At 48.0% G+C, this 11923-nt stretch carries 12 protein-coding genes and 1 tRNA gene; 2 read left to right on the forward strand and 11 right to left on the reverse strand.

The window, feature by feature from the left end:
- Positions 1 to 60: 60 nt before the first annotated feature.
- The 3 genes from ACTJJS_RS21930 to ACTJJS_RS21940 all read right to left on the reverse strand — a co-directional run bounded on the left by ACTJJS_RS21930 (position 61) and on the right by ACTJJS_RS21940 (position 2460).
- A complete protein-coding gene (locus tag ACTJJS_RS21930; protein WP_440665266.1) occupies positions 61 to 636 on the reverse strand; it encodes an RNA polymerase sigma-70 factor in 576 nt (191 codons plus the stop codon).
- 155 nt (positions 637 to 791) lie between these two features.
- Complete coding sequence (locus ACTJJS_RS21935; protein ID WP_343743596.1) at positions 792 to 1277, reverse strand: hypothetical protein; 486 nt, start codon at positions 1275 to 1277, stop codon at positions 792 to 794.
- 16 nt (positions 1278 to 1293) lie between these two features.
- Positions 1294 to 2460, reverse strand: coding sequence for an MFS transporter (locus tag ACTJJS_RS21940; protein ID WP_440665267.1), 1167 nt, complete (start codon positions 2458 to 2460; stop codon positions 1294 to 1296).
- Between the two features lie 337 nt (positions 2461 to 2797).
- Between ACTJJS_RS21940 and ACTJJS_RS21945 the strand changes: the two genes are divergently transcribed.
- Complete coding sequence (locus tag ACTJJS_RS21945; RefSeq protein WP_440665268.1) at positions 2798 to 3127, forward strand: DUF4870 domain-containing protein; 330 nt, start codon at positions 2798 to 2800, stop codon at positions 3125 to 3127.
- 118 nt (positions 3128 to 3245) lie between these two features.
- Here the strand turns inward: ACTJJS_RS21945 and ACTJJS_RS21950 are convergent, their stop codons facing one another.
- From ACTJJS_RS21950 to ACTJJS_RS21960, 3 genes are all read right to left on the reverse strand, one after another.
- The gene (locus ACTJJS_RS21950; RefSeq protein WP_168871849.1) at positions 3246 to 5210 is read right to left on the reverse strand and encodes a helix-turn-helix transcriptional regulator; all 1965 of its coding nucleotides are present in this window, start codon (positions 5208 to 5210) and stop codon (positions 3246 to 3248) included.
- A 308-nt stretch (positions 5211 to 5518) separates the two neighbouring features.
- Complete coding sequence (locus tag ACTJJS_RS21955; protein WP_168871848.1) at positions 5519 to 5917, reverse strand: acyl-CoA thioesterase; 399 nt, start codon at positions 5915 to 5917, stop codon at positions 5519 to 5521.
- Positions 5918 to 5989: 72 nt separating this feature from the next.
- Positions 5990 to 6742, reverse strand: coding sequence for an SDR family NAD(P)-dependent oxidoreductase (locus tag ACTJJS_RS21960; RefSeq protein ID WP_440665269.1), 753 nt, complete (start codon positions 6740 to 6742; stop codon positions 5990 to 5992).
- A gap of 118 nt (positions 6743 to 6860) precedes the next feature.
- Between ACTJJS_RS21960 and ACTJJS_RS21965 the strand changes: the two genes are divergently transcribed.
- The gene (locus ACTJJS_RS21965) at positions 6861 to 7220 is read left to right on the forward strand and encodes a winged helix-turn-helix transcriptional regulator (protein WP_440665270.1); all 360 of its coding nucleotides are present in this window, start codon (positions 6861 to 6863) and stop codon (positions 7218 to 7220) included.
- Positions 7221 to 7268: 48 nt separating this feature from the next.
- On the opposite strand, the gene ACTJJS_RS21970 is transcribed toward ACTJJS_RS21965, so the two are convergent.
- From ACTJJS_RS21970 to ACTJJS_RS21990, 5 genes are all read right to left on the reverse strand, one after another.
- Positions 7269 to 7339 (reverse strand) — tRNA-Gln (locus ACTJJS_RS21970).
- A 106-nt stretch (positions 7340 to 7445) separates the two neighbouring features.
- Positions 7446 to 8486 (reverse strand): glycosyltransferase family 9 protein, encoded by a 1041-nt coding sequence (locus ACTJJS_RS21975; RefSeq protein ID WP_440665271.1) that lies wholly within the window; start codon positions 8484 to 8486, stop codon positions 7446 to 7448.
- 9 nt (positions 8487 to 8495) lie between these two features.
- Positions 8496 to 9101, reverse strand: a complete 606-nt coding sequence (locus tag ACTJJS_RS21980; protein WP_440665272.1) for a DUF4254 domain-containing protein — start codon at positions 9099 to 9101, stop codon at positions 8496 to 8498.
- A 648-nt stretch (positions 9102 to 9749) separates the two neighbouring features.
- Positions 9750 to 11195: an APC family permease gene (locus ACTJJS_RS21985; RefSeq protein WP_168871844.1), complete on the reverse strand. Its 1446-nt coding sequence runs from the start codon at positions 11193 to 11195 to the stop codon at positions 9750 to 9752.
- An 89-nt stretch (positions 11196 to 11284) separates the two neighbouring features.
- A complete protein-coding gene (locus ACTJJS_RS21990; RefSeq protein WP_440665273.1) occupies positions 11285 to 11899 on the reverse strand; it encodes an OmpH family outer membrane protein in 615 nt (204 codons plus the stop codon).
- Between the last annotated feature and the right edge of the window lie 24 nt (positions 11900 to 11923).

Raw genomic sequence — 11923 nt, forward strand, 5'->3', positions numbered from 1 at the left:
ATGATGACACGAATAGTTTTAAAATGTACTACGCCCGTAAGGGATTTTTTTTAATTTTTTTTACCCCGCCAGCAAATCCAGCACCAGCAGGCAGATCAGCTCCCAAAGAATATTATTTCTTAATATATCATAGGCTTTCGCTACCTGGTTTCTGACAGTAAATACAGATATTCCCAGTTCTTCCGCTACGACTTTATACTTCTTTTGTTCCAAACATACTTTTTCAAATACAATCCTGCATTGCTGTGGCAACCCGGCAATCACGCGTTCCAGCTGCTGTACGCGATACTGCAACTGCAATTCCCGCTCTATGGCGTCTTCTTCTGCCGGCATATTTTCCGGCAGCGCATCATTGGAAATAAGATGGTTGTCCCTTAAATAATTCAGACAGGCGTTATGTACGGCCCGGTAGGCGTAACGCCGGGGAGGCACTTGCATACTGATCTGGCTGCGCTTCTGCCATAAACGGGAAAAAAAATCCTGGACGATATCCTCCGCCGCCTGTTTATCCTTTACAATACGCAGGGCATAGGTACACAAACCCGCCGCCGTACTTTTAAAAAATCGTTCAAAAGCGGCCGGATCGCGTTGCAGTTGCTCCCAGGAATGATTCTCCGATTGGTCCAGTTGGTTCAAATTAATATTGGAAAGGAATACTCCAAATATATAAATTAAAATCAAAAGCCCCCCGCTACCCTTGGTGGGCAGCAGGGCCAGGTTCTTTATGGATGTACAAACATATATATTACTGCCGGCACCGGTCAATATAACGCAAAAGAATATACGAATATTTATTTTCCGGCAGTAGCGCCAACACCGATACCTACGGCCAGGAGGTCTTCCATGCCGCCGGCGAAACCGTCTTTCACTTTGTACTTTTTACCGGCATATTTACGCAGAAAGAAAAAGGCGTAAGATGCAGCCACAGCGGCCGCGGCGCCTATAAGCGCGCCACGCCAGGCTTTGTCTCCGCTGGCCTGGTACAGGGTGGCCCCCGCCAGGCCGCCGGCTGCGGCCCTCCCCGCCAGTACACCCGGGGCGATACGGTCTTTTATACCGGGCACTTTGTCCACTACCATTTCACCAGCAGCAATCGTCTGCAGGCCACGCATCACATTTTCCCGCTGCATAAAACCCAACGGGCTGCCTTTCAGCTGCCGCGACGGATGGCGGTTGGCATACTGGCTCGCAAAAGCGGGTCCCATGGCACTGCGCATGCCCGACACCATACCCAGGCCAACGGCCCGTACTAATGTGGAAAGAATGGAATTTTTCATACCGGCATGGGCACAATCATTGTGCCACGCATGCCGGCGCCGATGTCCTCATGCGGAGAAAGGCCCGTAGCAGTACAGCCATGATGGCCACCAGGCCAAAAACCATCCCTACCCATGGCGCATAAGCCACACTATGTGTCGCTATCACCATGCCGCTCACGGCGGTGCCTACCGATACCCCGAGATTACCGGTAGACACGGACAAGCTGTTGGCAAATTCCAGCGCGTCCGGTGCGGATGAAATCATATTGACCGCTCCCGCCAGGATGGACGGCGCATACAACAATCCCCACAACGCGATGACACCTGTCACCGCCGCCCCTTCATATCCGCACCATGCCAGCCCAAACGGAATGATGATCGTGCCACTAAGCAACAATAACGTCACCGTCACCATATGCCGGCCAATCACTTTTCCCGTCAGCCAGTTACCCGCCACACCGGTAATGCCGAACAACAACATCATGCTGCTGATCATCGTCCCGCTCATCCGTTTCTCCTGGCCGAGGTAGTCCGCAAAATAACTATAGGTGCTGAACCAGGCGGCGATCATCATAAAATTGATAAAAGAGGTAAGCAGGAAATCTCCCCGTTTTAAAATCATCAGCTGATCACCATAGGATTTTTTCTCTTTCAACGACATAGGTGGCAGCAACAACCAAATACTCAGCCACGCGATGATGCTCACCCCTGCCTGCATCATAAAGGCTGTCTGCCAGTTGAAACGGCCTGCCAGCCAGGTGGACAGGGGCACTGTTGTCACAGTGGCAATACTGATGCCGCCCATAATAATAGCCATCATGCGGTGGGACTGCTTCGGCGGCGCCACTGCCACTGCCGCGGCTATGGCGTTGGATATAAACACCGGTTGCAGAAAAGCCGGCAGTATGCGTAACAACAGCAACAGCCAGAACGGCGGCGCCATCACAGATCCCAATGTGGAGAGCACAAACAATCCCATTGATGACAACATGAGTTTCTTCCGGTCCACCCCGGATGTTAGCAACGTCACCACCGGGCCGGTCAACGCAATTACCAACGCAAAGGCGCTCAACAATATACCTGCCTTGTCAATAGTAATATGATAGTGGGCCGCTACCTGCGGCAATATGCCGATAATACCAAATTCTGTAGTGATAATGCCAATTACGCCCAGACAACCGATATATGCTAGTTTCTTCATGGAATATGTTCCTTTTGCCAACGAAATTAAATCGCAGATCTATCCGCAGCAGCAGCTACAGTCAATTGTATGCAACTAACAAAAAGGTAAGCCGATAGTAAACTGAAGATGAAAAACAATGGTGGAACAGAAAGATATATATCAGAATAATAAATATAAAAATTTGAAAATCAGATCATTATGGCATTTGTAGATCTTTTGTAGATACCCTTCAACACGGCCTGTAGACCCACTGTAGTATCTACAAAAGCAGGAACGATTTTACGCCGCCATACCTTTGTGCTGTTTCCATTTTATCCTTTTATCATTTTTTAATTATCAACACATCAGCGCAACTATGAAGACAAAACAATGGGCTATCGTCGCTTACATTACGATCATCGGATGGATTATCGCATATGTAAAAAATAAGGAGAGCAAAGACACTTTTGTTAACTACCATCTGGAACAGGCGCTCGGCCTGGCAGTAGCAAGCCTGTTATGGTCTGCGGCTGCAGGCGTCCTGTTGAGCATTATCCCCGCGCTGTCTGCGGTTTTCTCTGTACTGGGCCTGCTGCCGCTGATATTTATGGTATTTGGTATTATCAATGCCAACAGCGGCGTACAAAAGCCCGTACCGGTTATTGGAAGGTTTTTTGAAAACCGTTTTGTTTTCCTCCAACAATAGACTTGCCCGAACATTCATCCATAACCCCGGCTTCATCCAAACCCCATTTCATCCAGGCCCCATTTCATCCTAAACCCCAGGCTCATCCTGACCCCAAACTCATCCGGCCCCAATTCCTTTAACCCGCTGCGTCTTCCGTCAGCGGGTTATTTTCTCTCCAGGCCATCAGGTAGGCATCCAGCCCTTCTTCCTTGCCCAATCCCAGCTTTTGTTTGATACGGTACCGCGACATCAGGATACTTTTTGGCGCTACGCCCAGGTGTGAAGCAATTTCCTTGGTAGACAGTCCGATCGATATGTAGGAACAATGCTTCAAATCCAGTTTGGTAAGACTGTTGCCGGCTTTTTCCTGTAGCTTCCGGAAGAATTCCGGGTGGATATTCTCAAATTCCGTGCGGGTAGTCTCAAAATTTTTGTCCATCCGCTTGTGTGTCTCAATCATGCGCGTGATCTGTTTGGCCAGGTCAGGTTGTACGGCTTTCTCTTTGAGCTTTTCCTGGAGCGATTCCAGCAGTTCGTTTTTCTGTTCCACCTGTAAGGTTCCCGCCAGCAGGTCTTTCTGCAACTGCTCCTTCTGGGTCTGTATCAATTGTTGCTCCGCCTGCAGACGTGCGGCTTCCTCCGCTTGTAAGCGGGCCTGTAATTCTGCTTCCTGCTTTTCCAGCTGTAGGCGCAGGGCCTCTTCTTCCTTCAGACGTATTTGCAGCACACCGTCCTGCTTTTCCTTTTCCAGCAGCTTCTGTTGCTGTATGGTGGACTGTAAACGGAAATGGTAAGAACGGAACAAGTACAACAACGCCACCAGGCAGGCTATGATCAATCCGATATAGACAATATTTAGTTTGCGGTTAAATGCTGCTTTTTCCTGCAATGTCACCAGCTCCTGCTCCCGTTGCCGCGCCTGGTACTGGGCTTCCAGCTTTTTGGCGATGGCCATACGGTCCACATCAAAGGCTTTGGCGTAATACTTACTGTATTCCCGGGCATATTCCAGCGCCTTGGGCAAGTCGCCCTTCTTCTCCGCCACCTCTGACAAAGCCTCCATCAGGTGGGCCATCAGCCGGTTGTCCGGCGCGGGATAGGTTTTCAGCGCTATCAATCCGGCCAGCAGCAGGTCTGATGCCCGGTTGTAGTTCCCGTCATTTGAGGCGAAGGTGCTCATCATACCATAGCAACTGGCCACCACTTCCTGCTGATCGGTCTCTTTACCGATCTTCAGGGCAATGTCCAGGTAATGCTGGGCGCTGTCGCGGTAGGTACGCGGAAAATACTGGTCGTACAGATTGGCGGTATTCAGTGCCAGCAGCGCAACCATACTATGAAAGCTGATACTTGGCGCATTGGCTTCATAGATGGCAATGGCCCTGCGGTTGTAATAAAGAGCAGAATCCAGCAACTCCCGTTTGCTGTTATCACCGTTAAACTGGTATTCAAAACTGGTGGCCATGGCCTGGTAACCATTACAGATATCGTCCGGGTCAGAACGTGTCAGGGCAGAAGCCAGGCACGCTTTCGCGTAGCGGTACTGGGTTTCAGTGTCATTCCAGTCGGCATAAATAGAGGCCAGGTTGTAATATACGTTGGTTTCGTAGATGTTGCCAGGCAATCCTTTGCCCAGCTTCAGGGACTCCTGGAAACTTTTCACGGCTTCATGAGGCTTCCCGGTACGGTTTTCCAGCCATCCTTTGCGGTACCATACACTGGCCAGTGTCAGCTGGTCGCCCGACTCGCGGGCAAAAAGGAAGGCGCTGTCCAGGTGATGCGACGCCAGGGCCGTGTCTTCTGCGGTATATTCCAGCGACACCAGCGCGGAATGCGCCAGTGCTTCATATTTGCGGTCTTTAAGTGTACGGCTCATCTGCAAGGCCGTTTGTGTACTGGCAATGGCATCTTTCCGGCTGCCGTCCACCAATGCCCTTCCCATTCTGATCCGGGTCATCACCTGCTCTTCCGGCGTAAGTCCCGGCTGCTGCAACACCTTTTGCAGGGAATCCCGTACCGTTTGTGCAAAACTACCGGCCGTCAGCAGGGAGAACAGGGCTACAAACACTATTGTCAGCCTCAATTTTAGGATATGGTTCATGCGTCAAAAATACAACTTGTAGAGGTTTTGTAGATAGGTAAAAAAACAGATTGTAGTAGGCATGTAGATGCTACAAATGCCGAAGATCCGCTACAGGTAAGTACTTTTGCTTCACAGAGTTCATTTGCAGTGACCATGAAAAGGATATTGGATTGAAAAACCTCCTGCCTCACGCTGAACTCCACGAGCGAATAATTAACCGGCCTGGTCCGTTGTAGTTTACCCACTCTTTTTTAACGGATTAAAAAAGATAATGCAGCAGTGGTTCCCCCGCTGCTGCATTTTTAGTTTATCGAAACGGCTGATGCCTATTCCTCGTCTTCCCGCAGCCGTTCATCGGTGTAAGTGATCTTCGTTCTGCCATGCGGCGTTGGCTGCCCTTTCTCGTCCACACTCACAAACACGATCTTGTCGATGGTCAGAATGCTCTTCTGGGTGATCTTGTTCCGTACCTCACAGGTCAGCGTCAGCGATGTCCGGCCAAAATGTACCGCCTTAATGCCCAATTCCACAATATCCCCCTGACGGGCAGAATTGATAAAATTGATTTCCGACATGTACTTGGTCACACAACGGTTTGTCCCTAACTGAATAATGGAGTAAATGGCCGCTTCTTCATCGATCCACCGCAGTAAGCTGCCACCAAACAAAGTACCATGCGCATTGAGATCTTCTGGTTTTACCCATTTGCGTGTGTAGAAATTCATGCATCCTCGTTTTTGAAGATGTAAAACTAGGTAATTTTCTTAACTGGTTCCTCCGCTGTCAACTGCGCTTATTTACATTATATATCCACCTGAAACAGCAATTTTTTCTCCTGTAATCCAATATGCGTCATCAGACAACAGAAAAACAGCCACTTTCCCGATATCCGCCGGCTGCCCCAGTCTGCCTAAAGCCGTATTGCCTATAATCTTGTGGCTAAGACCGCTCTCAAATATGCCGACTTTATGCGCTCCTTCGGTTTCCGTCAAACCCGGAATAATGGAATTCACCCTGATATTTCTACTTCCCAGTTCCTTGGCGAACACGCTGGTCAGCGCATCTACCGCTCCTTTGGTGGCGGTGTAAACGGCCGTACCGGCATCAAAATTCCTTGTTCCCATAGAACCTATGTTGATAATATTACCTCCATCCTTAAAATACTTCAGCGATTCCCGGACAGTCAGTATCGTTCCCAGAACATTAATATCGAACTGCCGACGGAACACTTCCTCTGTTATGTCTTCTATGCTGCTAAAAGCATAAACCCCTGCATTATTCACTACGCCGTCTATTTTTCCAAATTCATTCATGGCTTGCCTGAACAACTGTTGAACGTCCTTTTGCTTTGATACGTCCGCCCGGATGGCCACTGCCACCCCGCCTTTTGACCGGATGAAATCTACAACTGTACCAGCATCAGTTTCGTTCGATGCATAATTGACCACAACACTGGCTCCTGCAGCAGCCAGTTCTTTGGCTATTCCTGCCCCAATTCCTTTCGAAGCGCCGGTGACAATAATTACCTTGCTTTTTAGTTTCAGTTCCATATTCTATTGATTTAAATGTTTGAAGCAAAAGTATAGGACTAGTACCTTTAAGGCAAGTATGTACTTTTTTGTATCTTAGTATCCAAAAAGAATCTATTACTGATAATGAATTAGTTATATGGAAAATAAATCAGAAACCTGTCAGCCGACTTGTTCAGTCGATTATGCTTTCAGGCGCATAGGAGGAAAATATAAGGGCAGGATACTCTGGTATTTGCATGAACATAAGACATTACGCTATGGCGCGCTCAAACGGATACTTTGTGATGTTACCACAAAGATGCTGACGCAGACTTTGCGGGAATTGGAAACGGACAATTTAATCAATAGAAAAATCTATCATGAAGTACCTCCCAAAGTAGAATATTCATTGACGGAAACAGGGAGAGAGTTAATTCCTTTCATAGAATATCTCAGACAATGGGGAGACCGGCAAATTGAAAAAGAGAATAAAAACAGTCAAACATATCAGCTATAATGCAAAAACGAGAAAACCCGCTCAATGAGCGGGTTTTCTCGTTTTTTGTTGCCCAACCTGGATTCGAACCAAGACAAACAGAACCAAAATCTGTCGTACTACCATTATACTATTGGGCAATCACTCCGTTGTTTGGGATGGCAAAAGTATAACTTTTTTTATTTCTGCAAAAAAAACTTGCAATATTTTTAAAATATCCTTCTAAATCCAATGTGGTAAAGCATCTTAACGAATAAGACCTATTACTTTTTCTGTTATCTGTTCCGGCTTGATCCATTCCATGCAGGCATGATCGCCTCTGAAGCAGGGTTTATTGCCAAAAACAGAACAAGGCCGGCAAGTCAGATCTGTGATCTGTACAGCATGCTGCTCAGACTGTCCATAGCCCATAAAACCGGCATATGGATGAGTGGCGCCCCATACGGAAACCACTTTCACCCCATACAGGGAGGCCAGATGCATATTGGCAGAATCCATGCTGATCATCAAATCCAGCTGGCTGATAAGCGCCAGTTCCTCTTCCAGCGTAAAACGGCCGGCAACGGACATAGCCTGTGGATAACGTGCCGCCAGCTCATTCAGCTGCCCCACTTCTGCCTTGCCGCCGCCAAAAAGCAGTACGCGGCAAGTCCCGTCTTTAACCAGGGCTGCCAGCGCCATTCCCATTTTGGCCAGCGGGTACATTTTCTCCCGGTAGGTGGCAAAGGGAGCCAGTCCTATCCATGGCCTGGCGTCTTTGGCGCCGGTAACAGCCAATACCCGCTCCGGAAGCGGCCGTGGCGCAAATACCGGTCGTGTGCCCATAGTACAATGCAGGCCCAGCTGCCGGAAAACGATCGCATAACGCTCGATAGTGCTGGTTTGTGGCTCCAAAATCTTGTTTTCCTTCCTGGTAAGCGCTTTTTTACCTGCACGCCCCTTGTCGATAGCCGCTACCGGCTTGCCTGTCAGGCGGAAAAAAGTACGCACGATCCGCGACCGCAGCACATTATGCAGGTCAGCTACGGCATCAATCCGGTACTGGCGGCTGATACTGCGGAACAGCCGGTACAATCCGGGCACACCTTTATGCGCTCCCTTTACATCGGCCGGAAAAAATACCAGCCGCGGAATCCCTGCACACAGGGCACCCCAGTTTTTGTTGGTCACAAAAATGATCTGTACCTGCGGATTTTCATCCAGTACCTGTTTCATGACCGGTATGGTCATCGCTACGTCTCCAAGGGCGGATAAACGGGTGACCAGTATAGTGGTAGTAATTGCCAAGGAAGCCGGTTATTTTTCCCCCTTGTATAACACAGGGTTCAGTGAAGGATCGTTATACATCTTCATCTGCTTGTACACTTTCATGTACTTTCTGCCTGCTGCAATGTCTGCCAGCAGCGTTTCTATCGCAGTGCTCAGGTCTGTGCGCTGTTCCAGCAGGATGTTCAGCTTACGCTGACATGCCTCGCGATGCTCCGCTGTGGCGTCCGCACGGGTAGCCTCTTCCTGCATATGATATATTTTCAATGCCAGGATAGACAAGCGGTCTATCGCCCACGCCGGGCTCTCAGTATTGATAACCGCATTTGCGGCAGGTTTAATGTCTTTATACTGCTCCAGGAAATAACTGTCAATATATTCCACCACATCGGTGCGTTCCTGGTTGGAACGGTCAATCCACCGCTTGATTTCCAGCGCCTCTACGGGGTTGATCTGCGGATCACGGATAATATCTTCCAGATGCCATTGTACAGTGTCGATCCAGTTTTTCATATACAGCAAATGCTCGATGCTGCTTTTTTCATAGGGATTGCTGATAGCCTGATGCACATCATTGTACCGGTGATAATCCTGTATGCTCCGGTCAAATATACTGTTGGAGGTGGTTGTAAACATGCTGCAAAAATAACCATCATTTGATTATTTAATTATTTAATCATTTGAATATTTTAAACAGGCCTCTGTCATCCAATAGCTGAATAATCAAATAACCCAATATCAAAATAAAAAAGAAGCGCATGGTAGAGACCATACGCTTGTTGTAAAAGATTGTCATGTGAATGTTCGAGAATGCAAATCGTGTAGGCTTTTAATGGTTATCTTGGGGTTGAGATACCTTTCTATCGCCTGATATTTTTCATACTCTATGAGAATGATGTCCATAGAACACCATTATTGGCAATAAATATTTTTCTGGTAATTTCTTTAGATGTAGAAATATATATAATACTCCGATGGCTTATATTATTTGAGGGTCCATAAAATAACATACAACTGTCTAACAAATACTCCAGGGCATACATTTCATAGTTCAATAAAAACTGATGCTGCATGCAGCGTTTACTCCGTTGTGATGTGGCAATGCCATTTTTTTTCTAGCTTTTTTTGCTATAGGGTTTTCTGCAATCCAGTAGGGTCCAACTCCACAAGTCCGTCCAATTGTCTTAGTGCAAATTAAGAGGGGCCACTGCTAATAAAACCGCAGTGGCCCCAAAATCTTATACAACGTTCGTGTTAATTTTTTCTTTTTGTTGTCCTTTTTAGCTAGGAGAGCGCTTTCCCCTTGCTTCTCATGGCCAGAAAATACAGGGGGATACCCAATAAAATAATCCCCAGACCAGGCAAAGTGTAGTTAGTTTCGAAAATCAACAGCAGTGCCGCCAGTGAAAGCGCCACTATTACATATATCATCGGCAGTACCGGATAACCGATGGCTTTATAAGGCCTTTCCAGTTCAGGACGCTTCTTTCTCAGGATAAAAATGCCCAGAATAGTCAGCACATAAAAGATCAGCACCCCGAATATCACCAGCGCCAGCAAATCATTGTAGCGCCCGGTAAGGCACAGCAATGATGCCCAGAAGCACTGTATCCACAACCCGCGGGCGGGCACAGCATTTTTGTTCAGCTCTCCGGCTTTGCGGAAAAACAGTCCATCCTGCGCCATCGTATAATATATGCGGGCGCCAGACAGGATCAGCCCGTTATTGCAGCCGAAAGTGGAAATCATGATCATCACGGCAATAATACCGGAACCAATGCCGCCAAAGATCTTTTCAGCCGCCGCTACGCCTACCCTGTCATTGGCGGCGAAAGCGATGTCATGCAGCGGTAATACCGCCAGGTACATCAGGTTGCAGCTTACATAAATAATAGTCACGATCAGGGTGCCCAGAAACAACGAACGGCCGATATTTTTGGCGGGATTCTTAATCTCAGCGGCAATAAAGGTCACGTTGTTCCACGCATCGCTGGAAAACAAAGACCCTTTCATGGATACGGCGATAGCACCAAAGAAAGCCAATCCTGACAAGGATTTGATGATAGTATCCCCATTCACGGCCTCCATGGAAAAATGGTTCCACGGGTCCTGCCAGTTGGCATTCCAGATCTCTGCTTTAGCGCCCAGTAACAGGCCGAAAACGATCAAACCAAAGAGGGACAAGAGTTTAGCCAACGTAAACACGGTCTGTATCACCTTGCCGTGTTTTACGCCACGTGTATTGATATACGTGAGCAGGATGATGGAAACGATCGCCACCAGCTGCGCAGCCGATATCTGGAATATGGGCTTTAGCTCCGCATTGAATGACAAGAGAATATTTTTCTCGCTGAATCCCGGTATCAGGTAAGCGGTAAACTTGGCGAAAGCCACAGCCACAGCGGCGATGGTGCCGGTTTGGATAACGCCGAACTGCGTCCATCCAAATAAAAAGGCGATGAAAGGATTGTAAGCCTCCCGCAGGTACACGTATTGTCCGCCTGCTTTGGGAAACATGCCGGATAACTCACCGTAACTGAGTGCCGCAATAAGCGTAACCACGCCAGCTAATACCCACATGGCGGTAACCCATCCGGCGCCGCCCACACTGCGGGCTATTTCTGCAGTAACAATAAAAATACCGGAACCTATCATGGAACCGGCTACTATCATGGTGGCGTCTAATAAGCCAAGCGTAGGCTTAAATGAATTGTTTTGGTTGATGTCCATATAACGGTAGAAATTAAAAAATCCCGGCTCTTTTGGGGAACCGGGACTATAAGGTAGACAATTTTTTTAATGTTTGCCTGTTATTTTCTTTATTTGGCAGCGGGTACTTCAGCGCCTTTCTCATTCATGCCTTTGATCACGTCAGCAGTCACGTCGAATGCAGGGTCCGCATACAAAATGTTGCTCTGACCGGTACGGTAAGAGAAGATATAAGAATAGCGTTTGTCAGCATTGAAGGATTTCAGGAAATCGTCCAGTCGCTTCTGCAGCTCTTCGTTGAATTTGGTTTCGTTCTGGGCATATTCCGCACGCATGTTCTGTGCTTCCTGCTCCAGTTGTTGTTGTTTGGCCATCAGGGAGCGTTGTGCGGCCTCACCCTGCTCCTGTGTGAGCGTGGAAGCCTTGCGCTGCAAGTCCTGATATTCTGCCTGCAAAGCCCTGGCCTTGGCTTTCAGCTGGTTGTCCATACCCTGTTGCTTCTGCTCCAGTTCGGACTTCTTTTGCTTGAAATATTCAAAATGCGCTTCCAGAGAATCCAGGTCTACGTAAGCAATTTTGAAACCCGCTGCCGGAGCGTTAGTACCTGCTGCGGGAGTGGCGGCAGGCGCATTGTTGCCAGCCTTGTTGCCGTTGCAGGCCATAAATAAACCGGCTGCTAATGCCGCCAATAATCCTTTTGACACGAATTGTTTACAAGTGCGCATGTTGATAGGTAGATTTAACTCCTT

This window comes from Chitinophaga sp. 22308, assembly GCF_052045305.1.
Taxonomy (GTDB): Bacteria; Bacteroidota; Bacteroidia; order Chitinophagales; family Chitinophagaceae; genus Chitinophaga; species Chitinophaga varians_A.

What these genes read in the sequence shown, in the direction of transcription:
- ACTJJS_RS21945 (WP_440665268.1), top strand. Translation starts at nt 2,798, where the DNA reads ATGAAGACAAAACAATGGGCTATCGTCGCTTACATTACGATCATCGGA.
- ACTJJS_RS21985 (WP_168871844.1), bottom strand. Translation starts at nt 11,195, where the DNA reads ATGGACATCAACCAAAACAATTCATTTAAGCCTACGCTTGGCTTATTA.
- ACTJJS_RS21965 (WP_440665270.1), top strand. Translation starts at nt 6,861, where the DNA reads ATGGAAAATAAATCAGAAACCTGTCAGCCGACTTGTTCAGTCGATTAT.
- ACTJJS_RS21980 (WP_440665272.1), bottom strand. Translation starts at nt 9,101, where the DNA reads ATGTTTACAACCACCTCCAACAGTATATTTGACCGGAGCATACAGGAT.
- ACTJJS_RS21960 (WP_440665269.1), bottom strand. Translation starts at nt 6,742, where the DNA reads ATGGAACTGAAACTAAAAAGCAAGGTAATTATTGTCACCGGCGCTTCG.
- ACTJJS_RS21935 (WP_343743596.1), bottom strand. Translation starts at nt 1,277, where the DNA reads ATGAAAAATTCCATTCTTTCCACATTAGTACGGGCCGTTGGCCTGGGT.
- ACTJJS_RS21940 (WP_440665267.1), bottom strand. Translation starts at nt 2,460, where the DNA reads ATGAAGAAACTAGCATATATCGGTTGTCTGGGCGTAATTGGCATTATC.
- ACTJJS_RS21950 (WP_168871849.1), bottom strand. Translation starts at nt 5,210, where the DNA reads ATGAACCATATCCTAAAATTGAGGCTGACAATAGTGTTTGTAGCCCTG.
- ACTJJS_RS21990 (WP_440665273.1), bottom strand. Translation starts at nt 11,899, where the DNA reads ATGCGCACTTGTAAACAATTCGTGTCAAAAGGATTATTGGCGGCATTA.
- ACTJJS_RS21955 (WP_168871848.1), bottom strand. Translation starts at nt 5,917, where the DNA reads ATGAATTTCTACACACGCAAATGGGTAAAACCAGAAGATCTCAATGCG.